Origin of the sequence: Nocardia lijiangensis NBRC 108240, assembly GCF_001613045.1 — a bacterium.
GTDB lineage: Bacteria > Actinomycetota > Actinomycetes > Mycobacteriales > Mycobacteriaceae > Nocardia > Nocardia lijiangensis.
In genome coordinates, this window is the sequence record NZ_BDBP01000043.1 from 36,337 (window position 1) to 60,039 (window position 23,703).

24 protein-coding genes are annotated in these 23,703 nt (G+C 67.4%); 21 read left to right on the top strand and 3 right to left on the bottom strand.

Annotated elements, in window-relative coordinates:
- The first annotated feature begins 116 nt into the window (after positions 1 to 116).
- Positions 117 to 2,195, top strand: a complete 2,079-nt coding sequence (locus NL1_RS17205) for an ATP-binding protein (RefSeq protein ID WP_067840566.1) — start codon at positions 117 to 119, stop codon at positions 2,193 to 2,195.
- Here NL1_RS17205 and NL1_RS17210 read toward each other — a convergent pair.
- Positions 2,157 to 2,843 (bottom strand): alpha/beta fold hydrolase, encoded by a 687-nt coding sequence (locus NL1_RS17210; protein ID WP_067840567.1) that lies wholly within the window; start codon positions 2,841 to 2,843, stop codon positions 2,157 to 2,159. The genes NL1_RS17205 and NL1_RS17210 overlap by 39 nt on opposite strands.
- Positions 2,844 to 2,892: 49 nt before the next feature.
- On the bottom strand, positions 2,893 to 3,996 hold the full coding sequence (locus NL1_RS17215; RefSeq protein ID WP_067840568.1) for an FAD-dependent monooxygenase: 1,104 nt from the start codon (positions 3,994 to 3,996) through the stop codon (positions 2,893 to 2,895).
- A 334-nt stretch (positions 3,997 to 4,330) separates the two neighbouring features.
- Between NL1_RS17215 and NL1_RS17220 the strand changes: the two genes are divergently transcribed.
- Both NL1_RS17220 and NL1_RS17225 read left to right on the top strand, forming a co-directional pair.
- The gene (locus NL1_RS17220; protein ID WP_084510690.1) at positions 4,331 to 7,030 is read left to right on the top strand and encodes an ATP-binding protein; all 2,700 of its coding nucleotides are present in this window, start codon (positions 4,331 to 4,333) and stop codon (positions 7,028 to 7,030) included.
- Between the two features lie 102 nt (positions 7,031 to 7,132).
- Positions 7,133 to 7,459, top strand: a complete 327-nt coding sequence (locus NL1_RS17225) for a MoaF-related domain-containing protein (RefSeq protein WP_156094904.1) — start codon at positions 7,133 to 7,135, stop codon at positions 7,457 to 7,459.
- Positions 7,460 to 7,473: 14 nt separating this feature from the next.
- Here NL1_RS17225 and NL1_RS17230 read toward each other — a convergent pair whose 3' ends face one another.
- Entirely contained in the window at positions 7,474 to 8,271 is a 798-nt protein-coding gene (locus tag NL1_RS17230) for an AfsR/SARP family transcriptional regulator (protein ID WP_156094905.1), read from the bottom strand.
- A gap of 222 nt (positions 8,272 to 8,493) precedes the next feature.
- On the opposite strand from NL1_RS17230, the gene NL1_RS17235 reads away from it, so the two are divergent.
- The 18 genes from NL1_RS17235 (at position 8,494) to recQ (ending at position 23,622) form a co-directional block, all read left to right on the top strand.
- The gene (locus NL1_RS17235; protein WP_067840576.1) at positions 8,494 to 9,318 is read left to right on the top strand and encodes an alpha/beta fold hydrolase; all 825 of its coding nucleotides are present in this window, start codon (positions 8,494 to 8,496) and stop codon (positions 9,316 to 9,318) included.
- A 56-nt stretch (positions 9,319 to 9,374) separates the two neighbouring features.
- Complete coding sequence (locus tag NL1_RS17240) at positions 9,375 to 10,169, top strand: alpha/beta fold hydrolase (protein ID WP_067840578.1); 795 nt, start codon at positions 9,375 to 9,377, stop codon at positions 10,167 to 10,169.
- A gap of 152 nt (positions 10,170 to 10,321) precedes the next feature.
- A complete protein-coding gene (locus tag NL1_RS17245) occupies positions 10,322 to 11,779 on the top strand; it encodes an NAD(P)/FAD-dependent oxidoreductase (RefSeq protein WP_084510692.1) in 1,458 nt (485 codons plus the stop codon).
- Positions 11,779 to 12,600, top strand: a complete 822-nt coding sequence (locus tag NL1_RS17250; RefSeq protein ID WP_067840580.1) for an alpha/beta fold hydrolase — start codon at positions 11,779 to 11,781, stop codon at positions 12,598 to 12,600. Before NL1_RS17245 ends, NL1_RS17250 begins: the two co-directional genes overlap by 1 nt.
- Positions 12,601 to 12,605: 5 nt before the next feature.
- A complete protein-coding gene (locus NL1_RS38185; protein ID WP_162272747.1) occupies positions 12,606 to 12,857 on the top strand; it encodes a hypothetical protein in 252 nt (83 codons plus the stop codon).
- Complete coding sequence (locus NL1_RS38190) at positions 12,854 to 13,201, top strand: glycosyltransferase (RefSeq protein WP_067840584.1); 348 nt, start codon at positions 12,854 to 12,856, stop codon at positions 13,199 to 13,201. Before NL1_RS38185 ends, NL1_RS38190 begins: the two co-directional genes overlap by 4 nt.
- Entirely contained in the window at positions 13,198 to 13,794 is a 597-nt protein-coding gene (locus NL1_RS17265) for a hypothetical protein (protein WP_067840586.1), read from the top strand. Before NL1_RS38190 ends, NL1_RS17265 begins: the two co-directional genes overlap by 4 nt.
- Before the next feature lie 148 nt (positions 13,795 to 13,942).
- Positions 13,943 to 14,824, top strand: a complete 882-nt coding sequence (locus NL1_RS17270) for an alpha/beta fold hydrolase (protein ID WP_067840588.1) — start codon at positions 13,943 to 13,945, stop codon at positions 14,822 to 14,824.
- Positions 14,825 to 14,903: 79 nt separating this feature from the next.
- The gene (locus NL1_RS38760) at positions 14,904 to 16,358 is read left to right on the top strand and encodes a M14 family zinc carboxypeptidase (RefSeq protein ID WP_067840590.1); all 1,455 of its coding nucleotides are present in this window, start codon (positions 14,904 to 14,906) and stop codon (positions 16,356 to 16,358) included.
- Between the two features lie 53 nt (positions 16,359 to 16,411).
- Entirely contained in the window at positions 16,412 to 17,047 is a 636-nt protein-coding gene (locus NL1_RS17280) for a TetR/AcrR family transcriptional regulator (RefSeq protein WP_084510693.1), read from the top strand.
- Positions 17,048 to 17,084: 37 nt separating this feature from the next.
- Entirely contained in the window at positions 17,085 to 17,363 is a 279-nt protein-coding gene (locus tag NL1_RS40040; RefSeq protein WP_307623012.1) for a helix-turn-helix domain-containing protein, read from the top strand.
- Positions 17,267 to 17,665 (top strand): MmyB family transcriptional regulator, encoded by a 399-nt coding sequence (locus NL1_RS36655; RefSeq protein ID WP_307623028.1) that lies wholly within the window; start codon positions 17,267 to 17,269, stop codon positions 17,663 to 17,665. The genes NL1_RS40040 and NL1_RS36655 overlap by 97 nt, the downstream gene beginning before the upstream one ends.
- Positions 17,666 to 17,731: 66 nt before the next feature.
- Positions 17,732 to 18,847: a peptide chain release factor 2 gene (gene prfB, locus NL1_RS17290; protein ID WP_067840596.1), complete on the top strand. Its 1,116-nt coding sequence runs from the start codon at positions 17,732 to 17,734 to the stop codon at positions 18,845 to 18,847.
- 102 nt (positions 18,848 to 18,949) lie between these two features.
- A complete protein-coding gene (locus NL1_RS17295) occupies positions 18,950 to 19,807 on the top strand; it encodes a mechanosensitive ion channel family protein (protein ID WP_156094907.1) in 858 nt (285 codons plus the stop codon).
- Complete coding sequence (locus tag NL1_RS40505) at positions 19,794 to 19,952, top strand: Rv3103c transmembrane domain-containing protein (RefSeq protein ID WP_431952819.1); 159 nt, start codon at positions 19,794 to 19,796, stop codon at positions 19,950 to 19,952. Before NL1_RS17295 ends, NL1_RS40505 begins: the two co-directional genes overlap by 14 nt.
- Before the next feature lie 50 nt (positions 19,953 to 20,002).
- The gene (ftsE, locus tag NL1_RS17300; protein WP_067840597.1) at positions 20,003 to 20,692 is read left to right on the top strand and encodes a cell division ATP-binding protein FtsE; all 690 of its coding nucleotides are present in this window, start codon (positions 20,003 to 20,005) and stop codon (positions 20,690 to 20,692) included.
- Positions 20,692 to 21,594 carry a permease-like cell division protein FtsX gene (ftsX, locus tag NL1_RS17305; protein ID WP_067840598.1) on the top strand — a complete coding sequence of 301 codons (903 nt, stop codon included), beginning with the start codon at positions 20,692 to 20,694 and terminating at the stop codon, positions 21,592 to 21,594. The genes ftsE and ftsX overlap by 1 nt, the downstream gene beginning before the upstream one ends.
- Positions 21,595 to 21,744: 150 nt before the next feature.
- Entirely contained in the window at positions 21,745 to 23,622 is a 1,878-nt protein-coding gene (recQ, locus tag NL1_RS17310) for a DNA helicase RecQ (RefSeq protein ID WP_373862566.1), read from the top strand.
- Positions 23,623 to 23,703 lie beyond the last annotated feature (81 nt).

Sequence of the window (23,703 nt, forward strand, 5' to 3'; positions counted from 1 at the left end):
ACGCCGCTGAGGGCGCGCCTGCCCAACGCCGATCAGCATTGACTGAGCATTGGGACAGGTGCGGCACAGTCGTTCGACTGATTCGATACCCGCCGTGGCCTCATACATTCGTCGGCATGCCGACAGACACCACACGAACACCATCGAGGCTGGCGCACACCTTGGCCGCCGGGCGGGACCGGGCTTTCGTTGGTAGGCGTGCCGAACTCGAGTGGTTCGCCGCGGCACTCGCCGGGACGTCCGAGGCCCGGCCCGTGCACTACTTACATGGGCCGGGCGGCATCGGGAAGTCGACGTTGTTGCGGATATTCGCCGGGCTGGCGCATCAGGCCGGCCGTCCCGTAGTCGAAATCGACGGCCGGTCGGTGGTTCCCACGCCCGAGGGGTTCCTGGCCGCTGCGGGGCCCGCACTGCATGAGCCAGGGGTGGTGCTGCTGATCGATACATTCGAAAAGTGCCAAGGGCTGGAGGGCTGGTTGTGGGAGCGGTTTCTGCCGCAGTTGCCGGTCGGCGCGGTGGTGGCGGTTGCCGGGCGGGCCGAGCCGGATCTGTTGTGGACCTCCGACCCCGGGTGGGTCGATCTACTGTGGGTCACTGCGCTCCGGAATCTCGCTCCGCAGGAGGCCGCGGAGTTTCTGCACGCCCGGCGCGTGCCGGCCAGTGCGCAGCAGGCCGTGCTCGAATTCACCGGCGGCAACCCCCTCGCACTGGCATTGGCGGCGGTCGTGGTGGTGAAAGACGGTGCCCCGAAGGGTGATTGGCGCCCGAGCCAAAACACCATCGCGACGCTACTGCGCCAATTGATAGGCAGCACACCCAGCCCCGAGCACCGCCGGGCGCTCGAGGTCTGCGCACACGCCTATGTCACCTCGGAGTCGTTGCTACGCGCGGCATTCGGTGACCGGGCAACGGAGTTGTTCGCGTGGCTGCGGGTGCAGCCGTTCATCGAATCCACCGCCGCCGGGCTGTTTCCACACGATGTGGTGCGGGAGGCGCTGGAGGCCGATCTGAAGTGGCGGGACCCGGAGGGGTTCGCCGAGATGCATCACCAGATGCGGGAAGTGCATCTGGCGCAACTGCGTTCGGTTCCGGAGTCACAACTGCTGCAGGCGACCGGTGCGTTGATCTTCCTGTATCGCACCGACCGGCAGATCTCGGAATTCAATGTCTGGCGCGACGTCGGGCTCGTCGAGGACCATCCGTACGTCGAGTCGCAACGCGAGCAGGTGCTGGAGCTGGTGCGACGCCACGAAGGAGAGGAATCGGCCGCGATCGCGGCATTCTGGCTGGACCATCAGCCCCAGGCCTTCCGCGTCTACCTCGCCACACAGACCGGTGAACTCTGCGCGTTCTCCGCCTGGCTCGAAGTCGCCGATCCCATCGGGCTGGAGGTCGATCCAGTGGTCGCGGCAGCGTGGCGATACGCGCGGGCCAACGGTCCGTTGCGGTCGGGGGAATACCTGGCCTTGGCTCGCTTCACCATCGATGCCACCGCCTACCAGCGGGCGGCGGCAGCGACCACCCTTGCCCAGTGGCGTGCCACCGGTGAGATGATTCGTGGTGAGCGGCTCGCCTGGTCCTTCGTCGTCATGCGCGACGACGGCTCCTGGGACGCGCACCTCGGCGATATCAATATGCTGCCTATCGACTCTCCGCCGGTCGTCGGCGCCCATCGATACGCGCTGTTCGCCCACGACTGGCGCACGCAACCACCGGGTCCGTGGCTGGAGGAGAAGTCCGCCGCTATGCTCGCGGGCGCCTCCATGGCCGATGGGCCGGTTCGCGGCCCCGCCGAGCTGGTGGTGCTGTCTCGTCCGGAGTTCGACTCGGCCATCCGCGACGCCCTGCGCACATTGCGCAGACCGGTTGCGCTCGGCGACAATCCGCTCAACCGGAGCCGGCTGGTGAAAGAGAGCGGCAAGTCGCTGAGCGAGGTGCTCACCGACGCGGCGCAGTCACTGCTGAACGAGCGCGGTGGCGAGAAGTTGCATCGGGCTGTCAGTGTCGCCTATTTCAGGGGCGCGCCCACCCAGGAGGTGGCGGCGGAGCTGCTGGGCTTGCCGTTCAGCACTTACCGACGCCATCTCGGCACCGCCGTGGAGCGGATGAGTGAGCTGCTCTGGCATCAGGAGCTGAACGGCCACGAGGCTGCGAAGTCACCAGGAAAGCCCGGGTCCGTGAGGGGGAAACAGTGACGTCCAGAAGTCTTGCAGCGCTTCGGCTGCTGCCGCCGGGTGCTCGGCCATCCACCAGTGGCCCGCGTCTGGCATCAGGTAGTGGTTTGCCGCGAGTTGCCGGGCGATTTCGGCTGCCGGTTGGTAGTCGTCGTAGGGGTCTTGTAGCGGGGTGATGACTAGTCCTGGCGCGGTGGAGCGCTCGAGGTCGGGCCCCCAGTCGCGGTAGGGATTGGGGGTGGCGGAGCGGTAGAGATCGAGGATGGCGTTGCCCATGCGGGTGTCGATACCGGTCGCTTGCCGGACGAATTCCTCGCCGGCGCCGCTGGTCTGCCAGGTTTGGGCCAGCTCGTGCCAGCGGTAGTCCGGGTGCATGATGGCCGCTCCATCGGCTACCCAACTGCGCAGTGGAACAACGTATTTGGTGACGATGCGGTAGGTCAGCAGGGCACCCCAGTCGTGGCCGACCAGGTCGATAGGGCCCGGAATTCGGTGCAGTTCGGCGGCCAGCCAGTCCGCGTATGCGTCCTTGGTGGCGGCGAACGATTCCGGCCTGACGCTCCCGAAGCCGGGCAGCGACAGTGCCATGCTGTCGCCGTCGAGGTGGGCGCGCAGGCTGTCCCACAGGGCGGCGGTTTCCGGGACGCCGTGGACGAAGACGACAGTCATTCGAGTTCCTCTTTCGAAAGATACTGAGCAGCAAACAGTTCGGTGTGGCTCACGGCTGAGCGCGGAGCGGTCCGTAGTCGCGCGCGTAGATTCGGGAGGCGGCCAGACGCAGCACCGGGTTACGAATGACCGGGGCCGAGCCGCGGGTGCTGTCGCGCCGCCGCGCCCTCGCCTGCACCCACTGGGTGCGCGGAAGCCGCCGCTGCCGATACTGCTCCAGCCGCTGCTCGATTTCGCCGCTCCCGCAGAGTGATTCGGCCAGGACGAGGGCGTCCTCGACCGACATCGCCACGCCCTGGGCCATATTGGGTGAACTCGCGTGCGCTGCGTCACCGATGAGGATGACGCGCCGGGTCCGCCACGTCGGGTCGGTGACTTCCTCGATGACGGAGATATAGGCGTCGGTGGCCTCCGGCGCCGCGAGCAGGTCGCGGGCCTGATGGTCGAAGTGGGAAAAGTGTTCGGCCAGTTGTGCTCCGGCCGCAGCCGGTTCGGGCGTCGACAGATCGGCGTAGCAGTACAGCCGATCCTTGCCGACCGGCACCGCGAGGAATGTCGTCCCGCGTCCCAGCCACACGGTCCAGCTGTCGATACCCGCGGAGTTACCGGTGACGAACCGCCAGCAGACCTGACCCGCATAGCTCACGTCGGCGTCCGGATTCACGATGCGCCGCAACTCGGAGTGCACCCCGTCGGCCCCGACCACGACGTCGTAGTGACCGCTGCTCCCGTCGCTGAACGACACTTCCACACCGGATTCGGACTCGGTCAACGCGCGCACGGTGACACCCGCCTGGATGGACAGGCCCAGATTGTCGACGAGGGCCGACCGGAGCCGGTCATGGGTAATGCCCACGGGCTGTCCCACGCCCTGCCACAGATCGGCCATGTCGATGTCGGCGAGTTTGCGACCCCGATGGTCCAGCAGTCGCTGCGCGCGGATCGGCGCGGCGTCCGCGTCCAGCGCAGCACCGAGGCCGAGTTCAGTCAGTGCCCGAACAGCATTGCCCGGCAAGAAGAGTCCGGTCCCGGCCGGGCTCTGCGTCCGTCGCTCGACAATGTCGACCGACAATTCGCGACGATCCAGCGCAGTAGCGGCAGCTATCCCCGCGATTCCCGCGCCGACGACGAGAACGCTGAGCGAATTCGACATGTGGCCTCCTGGTGGCGCCTGACCGGCTCACTCCGAGCCGGTAGGCCAACCACTGTCCGCCGCGCCGAAGCTCATTCGCCAGACCAGAAACTGCCCACTTCCGGTCCCGACGATCCGCCGCCGGAAGTGCTCGCGGCACCATTGCTTGCATGGTGCGGTACTCCGTTTCCGAGTGCGCGGCCGGAAGAACGTACGTGACCGGGCATCGCCCCGGTATCCGTCAGACGACTTCGACAGCCAGATCAGGGCAGAATTCGGATAAGGTCCAATCGATACGGCATAAGCCGACCAATTGGGATGTTTCCCAGCATCGGAGAGACGGAGAGGGCGCGCAATGCGGGGAATGCTGGTCGGCCGCGACCAGGAGCTGTCCCGGATAGCAGAGGCGCTATCCCCGCACACGGCGGGCCCCTCGGTGATCGCCGTACTGGGCGAGGCGGGAATCGGCAAGTCCGCGCTGCTGGACGCCACTATCACCGATGCCATCGCACGCGGTGCGCGGGTGTTGCGCGCCCGGGGCAGCGTCGCCGAGGCCGACCTCGCCTACGCCGGACTACACCAGTTGCTGTTCCCGCTCCTCGACCACGCAGACGCGCTCCCCAGCCGGCAGCGGTCCGCGCTCCTCAACGCCTTCGGCTTCGGTGACGAGACCGCCGCGCCCGATCGCATGATCTTCAATATGGCGGTGCTGACGCTGCTGTCGAACCTGGCCGAACAGCAGCCGCTGCTGATCGCGCTGGACGACCTGCAATGGTTCGACCCAGCCAGCCGCGCTCTGCTGGCCTTCCTGACCCGGAGGCTGGAGGGCGAACCGATCGCCCTGCTCGCCGCCTGCCGGGGTGAACGGCTGCCGGACGAGTTCGAGGACGCGCTTCCCTCGATCCTGCTGGCGTCGCTCGGGCCGCTCGAAGCGCAGCAGGTGCTGGACCTGCTGCCCGATGCACCGGACGGCGCGCTGCGGGATCGGGTGCTCGCCGCGGCGGAAGGCAACCCGCTCGCCTTGCACGAATTGCCCAGGGCCATGCGCAATGCCGACGTCTTCGCTCCGGCTATTCCCGTCACCGATCGGCTCATCCGGGCTTTCGCCGCGCAAGTCGCGACGCTGCCCGCAGACACCCGGCACGCACTGCTGGTCAGCGCCGCCGCGGACAGCACCGACCAGGCGGTGGGGAAAGCGGTGCTCCCGCCGGCGGGCGCGCAGGTCTGGCGGCCCGCGGAAGAGGCCGGACTCATTCGGGTGGGTCCCGGCCGCATCGAGTTCCGCCACCCCCTGGTTCGATCGGCGATCTATGGCGCCGCGCCCGCATCGGTGCGCAGACAGGTACATCTCGACCTCGCCGAGGCCTTGTCCGACGACATCGTCCGCCGCGCCTGGCACCTGTCGGTGGCGACCGTCGAGCCGGACGAGGAGGTCGCGCAGATCATCGAGCAGGCCGCGACGCGGTCCTGGGGTCGTGGCGCGCTGGCGGAGGGCGCGACCGGCCTTGTGCGCGCGGCCCAGCTCACTCCCGGCGTCCGAGATCACGGCCGCCGGCTGTTCCACGCCGCGATCGAGTTCTTCGCCGTCGGAATGGTCTCGCAGGCAACGACACTCGCCGCCCGCGCGGGCGAGCTCGTCGCGCAGAACGACGAAGCCCTCGAGGACGCCATCGCCAGGTCGTGGCGCGGCATCGCCGCGATCCAGGACCTCGAATTGGATCGGGCCTTCCTGCTGCTCACACCCGTGCTGGACAACGCCGTGCCCTACGACGCGGGCACATTGACCGCCCTCACCATCGTCGGCGAGGGCACCTATCTGTCGGGCCGCGCCGAACATCGCGCCCGCAGCCTGCGCGCCATGGGCGATATCGACTGGATCCCAGCGGAATACCGGCTGGACATGCAGGTGGCGGTGGATCCCTTCGGATTCGCCGAGACCGCCCGCGCGAGCCTGACCAACCTGATCGCCGCGCAGCAGGAGCACACCGCACTGAGTTTCCACCTCGCGCGGATCTGCCTGCGGCTCGATGAGACCGCGACGGCGGCGGGCCTGCTGAACGCGGTCGCCTACCCCGAACGCACCGACGCCCATGTGCTGCTCGGCGGAATGATGGCCGCCTACCTTGGCACCGCGTACTTCTACACCGGCCGCTGGGACGAGGCCGAACGCGCCGTCGCCAAGATCGGCGACGACAACGGCACACTCTTGTCGATCCAGTTCCGCCGGTTTACCCAGGCCGCTATCGCCGCGCTGCGCGGCGATACGGCCCGCGCGTCGACCTCGGCCGCGGACATCCTCGCCCACATCCCGGATCCCGCGAGCACCAGCGAGCTGACCGTCAAGGCCCACTGGGTCGCCGCGATGGCGGCGATCGCCGAAGGTGACCACCGGGCCGGGTTCACGTGGCTGCGAAAGACATTCGACGATAGCGGCGCGCCTCTGCACTACGGCCTCTCCGCCTACTACGTCGCGGACCTGGCGGCGGCCGCCATCCGGACCGGCCAAACCGAGGATGCGCGGACCGTGCTCGGCCATGCCGTGGCCGCCACTGCCGCGGGCCCGTCGCCGCGGCTGCGACTGATCTTCGACCGTGCGCGCGCCCTGCTCGCCGCAGGCGCGGACGCCGAGCAGTATTTCCAGGCCGCCCTGGGCGACGCGGTGGGCGAGCAATGGCCGTTCGAAAAGGCGCAGACCCAGCTGGAATTCGGCGAATGGCTACGTCGCGCCCGCCGGATCGCCGAGGCCCGGCCCATACTCAGCGACGCTCTGCGAACTTTCGAACGACTGGGCGCCACGCCGTGGGCCGAACGGACCCGCGCCGAACTGCGCGCGGCGGGATCGAATCCCAAACCCGTCCGCCGCGGCGCGCTGGCCGACCTGCCCGCTCGCACCCGGCAGATTGTCGAGCTCGCCGCGGCGGGCTACACCAACCGGGAGATCGGTGAGCGGCTGTATCTGTCGCACCGGACGGTCGGCAGCCACCTGTACCAGGCTTTCCCGCTGCTCGGCGTCACCGCGCGGTCCCAGCTGAGAGACGCGGTCGCGGAAGGCTAGACGCGACACCGCGCGCGACAGTCATGTGACGGATGACGTCGACGCTCACGTCCCGGCAGAATCGGGGGCAGGTCCGTACGCCACCGAGGAACGGGGTTAGTCATGGCGCTGCGGATATTCGGTAGTTGCTTCCTCGCCTATATGGATGACTACGTGGCCATGTTGCGGTACGAGTCCCCCACCCGCTTGACGATCACGGTGCTGGAGGGCCCCGACGCGGGTCATCGCGAAACCGTCGAAAACGCCATGGTGGAGCTGCGCCCCGGTCTGTTCTTCAGCACCTGGCGCGAGCGCAGCGGCGCCGTGGTCGCGCAGATCGCCGACTTCCCCAACGGCGTCGTGCGCGCCGTGGTCGTGCCTGCCGGGGGCGGCGCGGTGATTCTCGCTGGGACGTTGCGATTGCTCGACGCCGGGTGCGACGACGAGTAGGCGGCCGTGCGTGGTCAGCAGGCGCAGGTCGCGCAGCGGTGCAGGGCGATGTCGTCGGTGAGGATGCGCTGGTGCAGTGTGGCCAGCGCGGCGCTCGGCTCCAGGCCCAGATCCGTCACCAGGCGCTGCCTGGCGTCCAGATAGACCGCCAGCGCCTCGGTCCGGCGGCCGCTGTCGTGCAGGGCCGTCATCATCAGCGCTGTCAATCGCTCGCAGTGCGGATCGATGATCCGCAACGCCTCGACCTCCGCTATCGCACGGTCGAATTCACCTGTCGCCAAGCCGCTTTCGACAGCAGACTCCTGTAGGCCGCGCCGCAGCCGCCGCAGCCGCGCACGCTCCACCGCCGCCCACGGCCCCGGCACCCCGGACAGCGGATCGCCACGCCACAATGCCAGCCCGGCCAGCGCTTCTCGGTCTGCACCCGCGAGATCGCCAGCGGCGCGCGCCATTTCCGCCGCGTGCCGATGCCGTTCGGCGGCATCGGCATCGGTATCGACCGGCAGCGCAAGGCGGTAGCCACCACGCACCGAGACCAGGGCGTCGGGGCGACCGTCGTGGACGGCCAGCTGCCGGCGCACCGACCACACGAAATTCCGGATGGCTGCGACCGCCGCATCAGGACTGTCGTCCACACCCCACAGGCCATCGATCAGCTCGTCGATCGACACCACCCGGCCCGCGTTCCGGGCCAGCATCGCCAGCAGCGTCTGCGGCTTCTGCTGCTGGATCGCTACCGGATCCTCTCCGGACCACACCTGCACTGGTCCGAGTATCGAAAGCCGCAACAACGTCATCTCCGTGCTCGACACCGCCTTGTACTCCTCACTCTGGGTAGAAGCCCATGATCACGGCGAAAGCTGCTCACTTGCCAGCCCATTCGGCTGTCCAGCAGTGCTCGAATCGGCGTTGGCAGCGATCGAATCGGCGTTGGGCGACTGGCAGAACCGTCGTGGTTCGACAACGCGACGCAGTCGCCGATGCAGTCGTTCGACGGATACGGCAGGGGTGCCCGGCTTCGTAATTTCCCAGCCATGACATCGACATTCACCACCACAGACGGGGCCGAGATCTTCTTCAAGGACTGGGGCGTCGGACAGCCGGTCGTCTTCAGCCACGGCTGGCCGCTCAACGCCGACGCATGGGACGACCAGGCCCGCCTGGTCGCCGAACACGGTTACCGCGCGATTGCCCATGACCGCCGCGGCCACGGCCGATCCACCCAAACCTGGGACGGCAACCACATGGACCGCTACGCCGACGATCTGGCCGAGCTGATCGAGACGCTCGATCTGCGCGACGCCGTACTCGTCGGACATTCCACCGGCGGCGGCGAGGTCGCCCGCTACCTCGGCCGCCACGGCAGTGGCCGGGTCGCCAGGGCCGTGCTGCTGGGCGCGGTGCCGCCGGTCATGGTCAAGTCGGAGACCAATCCCGAGGGCACCCCGATGGAGGTGTTCGACGGCATCCGCACCGGCGTCGCCACCGATCGCTCGCAGTTCTACTGGGATCTGAGCGAAACCTTCTACGGCTTCAACCGCTCCGGTGTGGCGGCGTCGGAAGGGATGCGCCGCGCATTCTGGCGGCTGAGCATGCAGGCCGGAGTCCGCGCCGCCTACGAGTGCATCACCCAGTTCTCCGAGACCGACTTCACCGAGGATCTGCGGCGCATCGATGTACCGGTGCTGGTTGCACACGGCGACGACGACCAGATCGTCCCGCTGCACGACTCGGCGGTGAAATCCGCTGAGCTGATCAAGAACTCGACCCTGCGCGTCTACCCCGGCGGCGCGCACGGGCTGCACGGCGAATTCCGGACCGCCTTCGAAGCGGACCTGCTCGAGTTCCTGAAGAACTGACTTCCCCCAAACTTTGAAATCGCCACGAAATACCCTGCACAGCAAAGGAATTCGCCATGCCCATCACCAATTCCGCCAAGATCGCCGCCGCCGCCGTTGGCCTGAGCGCCACCCTGGCCGGCTCCGGCTGCGCCGTCGCCGAACCCACCCCGGTGCAGCCGACCATCGTCCTGGTCCACGGCGCCTTCGCCGAATCCGCCAGCTGGAACGGCGTCATCGACCGGCTGAACCAGCAGGGCCTGGCCAACATCGCGGTCGGCAATCCGCTGCGCAGCGTCCAGGGCGATGCCGACGCTGTCCGCGGTGTGGTCGCCTCCATCGACGGGCCGGTCGTGCTGGTCGGGCATTCCTATGGCGGGCAGGTCATTTCGCAGATCAATGACCCCAAGGTCAGGGGCCTGGTCTACGTGGCCGCCTTCGCCCCTGAGGAGGGCGAGACCATCGGCGAGCTGTCCGGCAAGTTCCCGGGTAGCACCCTCGGCGAAACCCTGAACAAGGTCGTCCTCGTCGACGGCAGCACCGATCTCTACATCCAGCCCGAGAAGTACCAGAAGCAGTTCGCCGCCGACGTACCCAACGCGCAGGCCACCCTAGACGCCCGCACCCAGCGCCCGCTCAACGATCGCGCGCTCAACGGCAAATCCGGTGCGCCCAGCTGGAAGGCCCTGCCGTCCTGGTTCGTCTACCCCGATGCCGACTACAACATCCCGGTTGCCGCGCACCGGTTCATGGCCGAACGCGCCAGGGCCCGCGCGACCGTCGAGATCCCGGGCGCCTCGCACGCGCTCACGGTCTCCCAGCCCGACGCCGTGGCCAAGGTCATCGTCGACGCTGCGGGCGCCGTTTCCTGATCACCCCGCCGATGTCGATGCGGTGCCGCGTGCAGGGCCACGCGGCACCGCCGGACGTTCAGCGCGATTGAGCAGTTTCCGGTCTGGGAAGTGAGCGCTATTCCCGCCGAGAGTTGCATCCGACCTGCTCCGAAGAGTCGAAAGGAACCATCATGCGAACCACCGAAAATGGCCGGCCGATGCACGTGGTAGTGCTCGGCGGCGGGCCGATCGGCACGACCGCGGCGCTGCTGCTGGCTGGCGAAGGTCATCGAGTCACATTGCTGGACAAGGATTCCGGCGGGCCCGGCTCCGATGCCGAGCAGGCCTGGGATCAGTGGCGTCGACCGGGTGTCAATCAGTTCCGGCATCCGCATCTCCTGTTGCCCGGCGGGTATCAGGTGCTCTCCCGCGAACTACCCGATGCGCTCGCCGAACTACGGGCGTTGGGTGCGCGGCCACACAACATGCTCGACGCTGCCTTCGATCTGGCCGCGATCGGCGGCCGCAAGCCCGGCGACGAACGGTTCGACACCCTCGCCGCTCGTCGGCCCATCATCGAGCAGGGCCTCGGCAATGCCGCCGTGCGGGCGGGAGTCAGCGTGCGCCGAGACACCGCGATCGCCGGATTCCTGACCGAGGCAGTCGCCGCGATCCCGCACATCACCGGCGTGCGGACCGCGCAAGGCGAGGAAATCCACGCTGATCTGGTCATCGATGCGATGGGCCGCAATTCTCCCGCGAGCAAGATGCTCACCGACGTCGGCGCGGTCACCCCGGTATTGGACAAGCACGAGACCGGGTTCTTGGCCTACAGCCGGTACTTCCGCTCGGCCGACGGTTCCTACCCGGCGCAGGCGGCGTGGCCGTTGGAGCACCACGACAGTCTGGGGCTGACCACCGTTCCCGGCGATGCGGGCACCTGGGCACTGGCCCTGTTCGTCTCCGTCAAGGACCGCGCGATGCGGGCTTTGAGCGATCCGGAGGTCTGGCAGCGGGTCGCGGCGCTGTATCCCGGGATGGCGCACTGGGCTTCTCACGGCGAGCCGATCACCGGGGTGCTGGCGATGTCCGGGATGGAGGCCCGGCATCGGAGTTTCGTCGTCGACGGCAAGCCGGTGGCGACCGGCCTGCTCAGTATCGGAGATGCGTGGGCGACAACCAATCCCACCTTCGGGTTCGGCCTCACCATGGGGATGTCCCATAGCCTGTTGCTGAGAGATGTGGTGCGCGAGGTCGGCTTCGACGATCGGGAGAAGCTCGCGCTTCGGTTCGACGAGATCACCAACAGCATTCTCGGACCCGCCCAGCAGGCCTCGGCCTCCTGGGATCTGCACCGGCTCGCGCAGATCGACCTGGAAATCGAGGCCATCCCTTACCAGAACGGCGTCACCTACCGAACCGAGGATCCGGACTGGAACCTGCGGCAAGTGGTGGAGGCCGCGAAGCTGAGGGATCCCGATGTACTGCGGGCTTTCGGCGACATCGGTTCCGGGCTGAGCAGCCCCGAGGAAGCGCTGGCGCGCCCCGGTGTACTCGATCGAATCAGCGAACTCGGCGGCGGCGCAATGGGATACCCACAGCCTGGCCCGTCCCGTGCCGAGCTGCTCGCCGTGATCGGAGCGAAGTAGTGCGTATCGAAACCAATGGCATCGAGTTGCAGGTACAGGTCAGCGGCTCGGGCCCGGATGTGCTGCTGGTGCACGGCTATCCGGATACCCACGCCGTGTGGCGCTACCAGGTGCCGGCGTTGAACGCCGCCGGCTATCGCACTATCGCCCCCGATCTGCGCGGGTTCGGGTCCTCGGACAAACCCACGGAACTGGCGCAGTACGAGCTCGCCGAGTATGTCGCGGATCTGGTGGGTGTGCTGGACGACCTGGACGTGCAGCACGCCCACGTCATCGGACACGACTGGGGTGCCTCGCTGTCGGTGCTGCTCGCGGGGCTGCATCCCGAGCGGGTCGACAGCCTCACCACCCTGTGGGTCGGAACTGCGGCGGCGGTCGTGGACGCGGGCCTGCCGCAACGCGAGAAGTCCTGGTACTTCCTGTTGTTCCAGTCTTTGGGCATCGCCGAACGTTGGCTCTCCCAAGACGATTTCGCCAACACCCGGCAGTGGCTCGCGAGTCATCCGGACCTGCTCGAGGTCATCGAACGGATGCGTGACCCGCGGGCGCTGAGCACCAGCCTGGGGCTGTACCGCACCGGAGCCGGACCGGAGTTCCTCGTCGATCCGCCCGTCCTACCACCGGTACTCGCGCCGATGATGGGCGTGTGGAGCAGCGGCGACGCATTCCTTACCGAGCAATCGATGCTCGGCAACGAGAAATACGTCAAAGGGTCGTGGCGATATGAACGTCTCGACGGCATCGGCCACTGGATGCAACTCGAGGCACCGAACAAAGTCAACAAGCTGCTACTGGACTTCTTGCCGGAACCGACGCAGTGATGCACATGCGAATTCTGTTCTCCAGCACGCCCGCTCATGGCCATCTGCTGCCGCTGGTCCCGCTCGAGAGAGCGGCCCGCCGGGCCGGGCACGTCACCGCCTTTCTGACCCACGGATCCGTCGCGGACGTCGTCGCTCCCGCCGAGGTGCTCTCGGCCGGTGCGACGCTGGGGGAGGCCTTGGCCGAAGTGCAGCGCCGTACCGGGGCCGACGCCAGTACCGATATGAGTCCGTCGACACGAGCCGAGTCCACGTGACCGGTTTCGTGCCCATGCGGTACCTGCTGGATGGGGTTGATGTGGTGGTCACCTCCGGAGGTGCGGGCACAGTGCTTTCGGTGTTGGGTGCGGCTGTTCCGATGGTCATCCTGCCGCTGGGATTGGACAAGCCGCTCAATGCCGAACGCGCGGCAGCGGTGGGAGCTGCGGTGGTCATCCAAGATCCCCGCCAGGCAGGTACTGCCGCTGCTCGAGTCCTGGGTACCCCGTCGTTCGCGGTGGCGGCGTCCCAGATGGCGGCCAGGATCGCCGCTATGAAGCCAGCAGATGAAGTCCTTGCCTTATTGCTCGACCGGATAAGCCTGAGGAGGTCCGAAACATGAAGACAATCAGTCGATTCCAGCGTTCCATGCTCGTTGCAATCACGCTTGCCGGGTTGCTGAGCGCTTGCGACAGCAGCACGGCGACGGAGACCTCGCCGACGACATCGACGCCAGCTGCGCCGTCCCCGGCCGCCGTGCCGCCAACAGCCGACGCTCGGCCGCCCACACTGGCGAAGACGCAGGGCTGGTTGCAGATTTTCAGCGGTATCGCCCCGGCCGGCGCGGTGCATGTGCAACTCGCCGTGACCAGCAATCCCGATATCGGACAGTACGTTTCAGACGGCAGCGGCCGGTCGCTGTACCGATTCGACAAGGACACCAACACACCGCCGACGTCTACGTGTACCGGTCAGTGCGCCGCGACGTGGCCACCACTGACGGTCGCTCGTGGGCAATCAGTATTCGCGGCCGGGGTCGATCCGCAGCTCGTCGGATTCATCGAACGTGGCGACGGCAGTTGCCAAATCACCATCGGTGGCTGGCCCGTCTACTACTTCTCGAAGGACAAAACCCCTGGTGACCTGCTAGGTCAAGGCGTCGGCGGGACGTGGTTCGCGGTCACGCCTACTGGGGGTAAGGCTCTTCGAAAGTAACCAGCACCGAACCGGGTCAACGACATGATCCCGGACTTCCAGTCCACAACTGCGCTCTAGCCGATCGGGTGCCGGGCGGTTGCGCCGCCATCGCCCGGCACCGAAAGCCCCTCAGGGCGTGCACCTCCGAACGAAAGAAGCTCGCACGATGACTCGAACCATTCCCGGATTCGACTACCACCGGGTCCCCGTGGCCGACGACATAGCTCTCAACGTCGCCGTCGCCGGCTCGGGAACCCCGATCGTGCTGTTGCACGGTTTTCCGCAGACCCACCTGATGTGGCGGCACGTCGCCACCGACCTGGTCGCAGCGGGCCACACCGTCTTGGCCCCGGACCTGCGTGGTTACGGCACCAGCGACAAACCGGTCGAAGCTGGGCCCGACACCTACTCGAAGCGGACCATGGCAGCCGACATCATCGCCGTGGCAAAAGCTTTCGGCCACGACCGTTTCGCGCTCGCCGGACACGATCGTGGCGCACTGGTGGCCTTCCGAGCAGGCCTCGACCACCCCGACACGATCAGTCATCTCGCGTGCCTGGACGTGCTACCCACGCTGGACATGTGGGACGTGCTGCACGGCGCCAGCGCCGCCGTGGGATTCCATCTGTACCTGATGGCGCAGCCACCTGGCCTGCCCGAACAGATGATCGCCGCCAGCGCCGACGCGTTCTTCGCCTTCTTCCTGGACCAGTGGACCAAGGATCCATCCGCGATTCCCGACTCGGTGCGCGCGGCCTACCTCGAGGCAAGCCGCGAGGCCGTCCCTTCGATCGTGGCCGACTACCGCGCTTCGGCGACAGTCGATGTCGAGCATGATCGTTCGGACCGTGCCGCAGGTATCCGGCTGACGATGCCTGTGACGGTCATGCAGCAGGACTGGGGTGCCGCACTCGGATACGAGGCCGCGGCTCTGTGGTCGAACTGGGCACCGGATCTGGACCACGTCACCGTCGACGCGGGTCACTTCATGGCGGAGGAGGACCCTGGCTCGGTTGCTGCCGCGATTCGCGATCTCGTGCGCCGCTGACCGACGTCGAACTCCCGAATGCATAGTCAAACTATATGTATATTTTCACTATGGATTGGGTTCGAGAGGTTGATACCCCATGGTGGAAATGAACCGTCGACGGCTGTTCGGGCTCGGCGCGATGGCTGCTGTCGCCGGTTGTTCTCGCATCGATGCCGGCAATGGTGACGCGGTCCGGGCAGGAACCGGCGAGATCGCCGAGATCATCGGGTCGGTACCGCCGATCTCGGCATTTCCGACCGCCGAGGAGATGAACACCTTCGTCGACCGGCTGGCTGTGGACCATCCTGGCCGAGTGCTGGTCACCGAGATCGGCCGCTCCCGGAGCGGCCAGACGATTCGCAACGTGCGCATCGGATCCGGGCCGCGCCCGATACTTGTGCTCGGTAGTCCACACTCGAATGAGCCGATCGGCTTGGCCACCACCCGTCACCTGCTGAGCCGATTGGCCGCCGACGAGTCGCTGACATCTTCGCTGGAAGCGACCTGGAATTTCGTCCCGCTGGTGGATCCGGACGCCACGCGGCTGGGCGAAGGCTGGTTCGGTGGCCCGTTCACGCGCACCACTGTGGCGCGGCACTTCTACCGGCCGCCCTCTGATCTGCAAGCCGAGTGGACCTTCCCGATGAACTGGCGGGGCACCGCGATCGGCCGGCCGTTGCCGGAGACCCAGGCACTGATGACACTGATCGACGCCACTCGCCCCGCGCTGGTGGCTTCGCTGCACAACGCGGACTTCAGCGGCGGATTCGCCTACGTCAGCGGCGGCGACAGTGACTACTGGAACTCGCTGACCAGGCACATCACCGGCAACGGATTGCCGCTGTACCGAGGCGAACCCGACGCCCCAGGTGCGGAGTTGCTGGCCGAAGGCATCTTCCGGATGCCGAGCTTCGACCAGATGTGCGGCGCGATTGCGGCCGGCGGCGAGGATCCGCTGTCGCTGTCCGGCGGCAGCAGCGGCCACTACGCCGGACAGTACGGCGGCGCGTACCTGGTCAGCGAATTGCCGCTGTGGACCGACCCGCGCCTGGCCGACCACACCGGCTCCGAGATGTCGGTGGCTGAATTGAACGCCGCATGCGCGGCGTCAGCCCAGGAAATCGCCGACACCGCCACCGATGTGCTCGCGCGGATGGGCGGCCTGCTGAGCCGGACCAGCCCCTTCCATGCCTTGGTCGAAGCGTCCATTCCCGCAGCGCGAGCCACGGCCGCGGCCAAGCGTGCGGCCCGCGCGCCCGATCGGAAAGCCACCCGATCCGAGGTTGCCACCGACCTGTACGGCTGGTCGGCAATGCTGCGGTTACGCATGGCCGGCCCGCTCGCTCGGCTGCTGCGTGAGGAGGCCACCCGCACCGGATCGCCCGAACTTCACGCCGAAAGCGTGCGTTTCGACGCCGTCTTCGATCGGTGGTGCGCTGAGATCGAACGCGATGCACCCGGGGAACTGGTTCCACCGAATCGACTGGTCGCAATCCAGGCATCGTCCGTCATCACGGCGGTGACTCGGTTGCGCGATCAACGGCCGGTGTAGGTGGCCGTAATGTCGGCTGGACCAAGCTCTCAGCAGAAGGGACGAGGACGCCGATGCGCCTGACCCGGGCCGAAACCCGTCAACGAAAACGGGAGTCGTTGATCGATGCCGCGATCGCCGAGATCGCGGCCAAAGGTTACGCGGCGGCACGGTTGGACGATATCGCCGACCGCGTCGATGTGACGATTGGCTCGATCTACTCGATTTTCGGTAGCAAGCAACAACTGCTCGTGGCGGTCGTGGAACGGCTCGGCGCCGAACTCATCGCTGCAACAGCCGATCTGGAGGATCCGGAGCTGTCGTTGGAACAGGTGCTGCATGGTATCGGCGCCGCATGGTTCCGCGCCGCGACCGCGCCGCTGGCGCGCCAGGCTTTCGCATTCGAAATGGAGCTTCTCAGTACGGTTTTGCGTGACCCGTCGGTCAGTTCCGTACTGGGCGAAACGGCCAGCGCGCGCGACCATGCACGATTCGCACAGCTGCTGACCGATCGTGCGATCACCGAAGACCTCATCGGGCCACGCACAACCAACGACCAGGCTCGACATCTCGCCCTCATCTTGACGGCGTGGATGACCGGGCTGGCACAACAGGCGCAACTCGTGCCCGAGACGCTCCAGGAGGACGACTTCGTCCGATCCGCGGTCGCGGCGGTCACACTGCTGCCTCGAATCGATACAGCCACCTGAAGGTCGCAAGGAGTACTGGCATGCGCCACTCACTGGGGTGAGTGTCGAATACATCACCCGGCTGGAACAGGGGCGTGATCGTCATCCCTCGCCGCCGGTTCTCTCCGCACTTGCCGACGCGCTGCAGCTCACGCCGAGCGAACGCATCCACCTGCACCGCCTGACCAAGTCCGCCGACCCCGGGTTCAGCTGTATGGGCGATGCGCTGACGACGACCCCCTGGCCAACCTCGCGCGATTCGTCTTCGCGGACCCGCGCGCCCGCCTTGTTTACCCGGACTGGGACGACGTGGCCGACCAGCGGGTCGCGATGCTGAAGCACGGCCCGTTCCGCGCCGACCCCGCCATCGCGCACCTCACCGACGAACTCACCGTGATCGCGGGAGACGAGTTCACCCGGCGGGTGGAGAGCGTGCCGAGCCTGCCCGCGGCCACGGGCATCACCCGGCTCGCTCACCCGACGGCGGGCCCGCTGCGCCTGGCCTACGAAACCCTCGACCTGTCCGCCGACGACGACCAGCAGCTCATCGTCCACCTGCCCGCCGACGAGGCCACGGCCGCGGCGCTGGACGTGTTGGCGGGCCGCTGCCCCGGCCAGCTGCGCGCGGTCTCCGGCTGAGCCCGCCCCGGCAAATGGGCAGGCACACGTTTCCCGCCGGCGACTGGCCCGGTAGCGTAGTAGATCGTGCATCCTGACGTTTCCGCTGATCTCGCCGAACTCGACGCCACGCTGAAGACGGTCGAGTCGGTCCTCGACATCGAGGAACTGCGCCGCCGTATCGATGAGCTCGAGCACCAGGCGGCCGATCCCGACCTGTGGAACAACCAGGACCACGCTCAGCAGGTGACCAGCCAGCTGTCCCACGCGCAGGGCGAGTTGCGCCGGGTGGAGGAGCTGCGCCAGCGGCTCGAGGATCTGCCGGTGCTCTACGAACTCGCCGAGGACGAGGAGGGCGAAGCCCGCGCTCAAGCCCTGGCCGAGGCCGACGCCGAACGCACCGCGCTACACAGCGACGTCGAGGCGATGGAGGTCCGCACCCTGCTCTCGGGCGAGTACGACAAGCGCGAGGCGCTGGTCAACATCCGCTCCGGCGCCGGTGGCGACGACGCCGCCGACTGGGCCGAGATGCTGATGCGCATGTACATCCGCTGGGCGGACCGGCACAAGTACTCCGTCGAGGTGTACGACACGTCCTACGCCGAGGGGCAGGGCATCAAGAGCGCCACCTTCGCCGTGAAGACGCCGTACGCCTACGGCACCCTCTCGGTCGAGATGGGCACCCACCGCCTGGTGCGGATCAGCCCGTTCGACAACCAGGGCCGCCGCCAGACCTCGTTCGCCGAGGTCGAGGTGCTTCCCGTGGTCGAGACCACCGACCACATCGAGGTGCCCGAGACCGAGATCCGCGTCGACGTGTACCGCTCCTCGGGTCCGGGTGGCCAGAGCGTCAACACCACCGACTCCGCGGTGCGCATCACACACATCCCGACCGGCATCGTCGTGACCTGCCAGAACGAGAAGTCCCAGCTCCAGAACAAGATCTCGGCCATGCGCGTGCTGCAGGCCAAGCTGCTGGAGCGCAAGCGGCAGGAGGAGCGCGCCGAAATGGACGCGCTGAAGACCAACGAGGGCGCGTCCTGGGGTAACCAGATGCGCTCCTACGTGCTGCACCCGTACCAGATGGTCAAGGACCTGCGCACCGCCTACGAAGTCAACAACCCGACCGCGGTGCTGGACGGGGACATCGACGGGTTCATCGAGTCCGGAATCCGGTGGCGCATGCGGGAGCAGGCGAATTGATTTGAGGTGCGCGGCATTCCGGTGCGACGCGCGGCCCCGGCCGGTACTCCGTTGTAGCCTGTCTGGCGTGCGTGTTGCGGATGGTGTGAGACGGCAACCGAGATGGACGCGGTGAACGTGGCGGCCTCCGCCGCCGATTCCACAGCGTGGCTGCGATCCAGCGGCCTCGAGGTCGTGCTGCTGATTCTCGGCGCGATGTTGTTCAGCCGATTCGCCACCTTCGTGCGCGACCGGGTCACCAGCAAGATCGACGCGGGCTTCCGCAGCAGCGACGCGCTGGTGCGGACCGAGGCGGCCAAACACCGGCACGCGCTGGCCCAGGTGCTCACCTGGGTGGTGCTGACCATCGTCTACGTGCTGGTCGGCATGGAGGTGCTGCAGCGCCTCGGCTTCCAGGTGACGGGACTCGTCGCCCCCGCCGCGGTGCTCGGCGCCGCGCTGGGTTTCGGCGCGCAGCGCATCGTGCAGGACATTCTGGCCGGATTCTTCTTGATCACCGAGCGGCAGTACGGATTCGGTGACGTAGTTCGCATCGCCGTGACTGGATCGGCGGACCTCGCCGAAGGTACGGTCGAGGACGTCACGCTGCGGATCACCACGCTGCGCAACGCCGACGGCGAGGTGATCACCGTGCCGAACGGGCAGATCGTGAAAGTGACCAATCTGTCGAAGGACTGGGCTCGCGCCGCGATCGACGTTCCGGTGGCGGCCAGCGCCGACATCACCAGGGTGAACGAGATCTTGCACAAGGTAGGAGCCGAGGCGTTCCGCGACCGCAGGCTCGAGCCGCTGCTGCTCGACGAACCCACCGTGATGGGCGTGGACGACCTCACCATGGACCAGATGAACATCCGAATGGTTGCTCGAACGTTGCCGGGTAAACAGTTCGAGGTCGGACGCGAACTGCGGGTCCGAGTGGCTGCGGCTCTGCGCCGGGAAGGTATCAGTGAAACCACGTAAATCGACCGCGATCCTGGGGGCCACCTGGGTCGCGACCTTCGTGTTGTACCTGTTCGTCAAGCCCGATCAACCGGCCGCGACCGAAATCACGCAGGTCGTGAACACCCTACCGGCCGTAGTGAATACGGAGCAGGCCGGACAGTAGCTGCGTCTCCCGAGTGGATGCGCGGGCTTAGCTGGTTAAACTGGCTCCCCGTGATCACCATGCGGAACGTCACCAAGTCGTACAAGACGTCGACGCGACCCGCGCTGGACAACATCACGGTCGATGTGAACAAGGGCGAGTTCGTCTTCATCATCGGACCGTCCGGTTCCGGCAAGTCGACCTTCATGCGTCTGCTCCTGAAGGAGGAGGCGCCGAGCGCCGGGGAGATCCGCGTCGCGGACTTCCGCGTCGATCGGCTCCCCGGACGCAAAGTGCCGAAATTGCGCCAGCGCATCGGCTGCGTTTTTCAGGACTTCCGGCTGTTGCAGCAGAAGACGGTCCACGAGAACGTCGCGTTCGCCCTGGAGGTGATCGGCAAACGTCGCCAGGTCATCGACCGCACGGTGCCCGAGGTGCTGGACATGGTCGGTCTCGGCGGCAAGGCGAACCGGCTGCCCAGCGAGCTGTCCGGCGGCGAGCAGCAGCGGGTGGCCATCGCCCGCGCGTTCGTGAACCGGCCGCTGGTGCTGCTGGCCGACGAGCCGACCGGCAACCTGGACCCGGAGACCAGCGGCGACATCATGTTTCTGCTCGAGCGCATCAACCGCACCGGAACGACGGTGCTCATGGCCACCCACGACAACCACATCGTCGACTCGATGCGCAGGCGGGTGGTCGAACTCGACCGCGGCCGCCTGGTGCGCGACGACGCGATCGGCGTGTACGGAGTAGATCGGTAATGCGCGCGAGTTTCCTGTTCAGCGAGGTCGTCACCGGCCTGCGCCGCAATGTGACGATGACCGTCGCGATGATCCTGACCACCGCGGTGTCGCTGGCGATGCTGGGCGGCGGCCTGCTCTCGGTGCGGATGGCCGACAAGACCGAGCAGTACTTCACGGGCCGCCTCGAGGTGCGCTTCTACCTCGACGAGAACATCTCCGCCAACGACCCGGACTGCGCCACCGATCCGTGCCGCTCGCTGCTTGCCGACATGAAGAACACCTCGGGTGTGGTCAGCGTCCAGTTCCTCAATCGCGCCGCCGCGCTGGAGGAGGCGAAGAAGCTCTTCGCCGATCAGCCGGAGATGGTGCAGTACATCTCGGAAACGCCGCTGCCCGCCTCGATGCGGGTCAAGATGACCGACGGCGACCAGTACGAGCGCATCTACGACACCTATCACGCCCGCGAGGGCGTGCGCACCGTCGCCAACGACCGCGAGTTCGTGGACCGGCTGCTCCGGCTGTTCGACGGCCTGCGCAACGCCGCGTTCGGTCTTGCCGTGGTGATGGCGCTTGCGGCGATGCTGCTGATCGCCAACATGATGCAGATCGCCGCGTTCACCAGGCGCACCGAGGTGGGCATCATGCGGTTGGTCGGCGCGACGCGCTGGTACACCCAGCTGCCGTTCCTGCTCGAGGCCGTGGTCGCGGCCGTGGCGGGCTCGCTGCTGGCGATCCTCGGGCTGCTCGTCGCCCGGCCGCTGGTCATCGACCGGGCGCTCGGGCCGCTGTTCGACAGCAACGTGTTCCCGCGCATCACCGGTGACGACATCGCCACCGTCGCGTTGACCATCGCGCCCGTCGGCATCCTGGTGGCGGCCGTCGCGGCCTACGCCACCCTGCGGTACTACGTCCGCGAGTGAGATGGTGTTCGTGCCAGGGACGGTCTGCGTGGGCGGGCCGTCCCCGGCATGGAAATCGGTTCATCCCCATGGGGAGAACTCGGCCGATACGGCTCGATCCACCGCGATGTAGCGGCGCGGCGGTCAGGGGTCGCTCGTAGGATGGGCCCCGTGAATCCCCCCGAAGCCCACCCCGTCGATGTGACCCGACCCGGCGCCCCCGCGGGCGCCGAAAGCGCTGCGGCGCAAGAGGTTCTACGCAGGGTCTTCGGGTACGACAGTTTCCGCGGCGACCAGGCCGAGATCGTCGAACACGTGATCTCCGGCGGCGACGCGCTGGTGCTGATGCCGACCGGCGGCGGCAAGTCGCTGTGCTACCAGGTGCCCGCGCTGGTGCGGCCCGGTGTCGGCGTGGTGGTCTCGCCGCTGATCGCGTTGATGCAGGACCAGGTGGACGCGCTCAGCGCGCTCGGCGTGCGCGCGGGCTTCCTCAACTCGACGCAGTTCCCTGACGAGCGGCGCACGGTGGAGGCGCAGTTCCTCGCGGGCGAGCTCGACCTGCTGTATCTGGCGCCGGAGCGGCTGCGGCTGGAGTCGACCGCCGCGTTGCTCGATCGCGGCAAGGTCGCGCTGTTCGCCATCGATGAGGCGCACTGCGTGTCGCAGTGGGGTCACGACTTCCGGCCCGACTACCTGGGCCTGTCGATGCTGCACGAGCGCTGGCCTGACGTTCCACGCATCGCGTTGACCGCGACCGCCACCGAGAAGACGCGCGACGAGATCATCGAGCGTCTCGATCTGGGCGGGGCGCGCCGGTTCGTGGCCAGCTTCGACCGGCCCAACATCCAGTACCGGATCGAGCCGAAGAACCGCGCGGATCGGCAGCTGCTGGAGTTCATCCGCGCCGAGCACCCCGGCGCCGCGGGCATCGTCTACTGCCTCTCGCGCAATTCGGTGGAGAAGACGGCGGCCTTCCTCAACGAGAACGGCATCAGTGCGGTGCCGTACCACGCCGGACTGGACAACCGCACCCGCGCCGCGAACCAGGCCCGGTTCCTGCGCGAGGACGGACTGGTCGTGGTCGCCACCATCGCCTTCGGCATGGGCATCGACAAGCCGGACGTGCGCTTCGTCGCCCATCTCGATCTGCCGAAGTCGGTCGAGGGCTACTACCAGGAGACCGGTCGCGCGGGCCGCGACGGTCAGCCGTCCACCGCGTGGATGGTCTACGGCCTCAACGACGTGGTGCAGCAGCGCAGGCTGATCGACTCCTCGGAGGGCGATGCGGCGCATCGTCGGCAGCTGCAGCTGCACTTGGACGCCATGCTGGCCCTGTGCGAGACCGTCACCTGTCGCCGCACCCAGCTGCTCGCCTACTTCGGGCAGACGGGTCAGTCCTGCGGCAACTGCGACAGCTGCCTCACCCCGCCCGAATCCTGGGACGGCACCGTCGCCGCCCAGAAGATGCTGTCCGCCGTCTTGCGCCTCAAGCGCGAGCGGGGTCAGAGCTTCGGCGCGGGCCATATCGTCGACATCCTGCTCGGCAAGCAGAACCCCAAGGTGCTCCAGTACGACCATCACGAGCTGAAGGTCTTCGGCATCGGCACCGATCTGCGCGATACCGAGTGGCGCGGCGTCGTCCGGCAACTGCTCGCGCAGGGGCTGCTCGCGGTGCACGGCGACTACGGCGTGCTGACACTGACCGAGGCCAGCCAGGAGGTGCTGTTCGACGGTCGCCAGGTGCGGTTGCGTCGCGAGCCGGAGCGGGCCGCCAAACCGGCAAGGTCCGCCAAGTCGAGCAAGGCGGCCGCTGCGGCCGACCTCGCCGCCGCCGATGTGCCGCTGTTCGAGAAGTTGCGCGAGTGGCGCGGCGCCACGGCCAAGGAGCAGGGTGTGCCCGCCTACGTCGTGTTCCACGACGCGACATTGCGCGAGATCGCGACCCGCAAGCCGGCGAGTCTGGCGCAGCTGGGCGCGATCGGGGGCATCGGCGAGAACAAGCTCGCCAAATACGGCGAGCAGGTGCTCGAGGTGCTCGCCGGCGGGTGACCGGATGTGCACATCCCGGTGCACGAACTGTGAAATGTTGACCCCTCAAATCGACGGCCGCGTTGCGGTGGGCCAGGATGG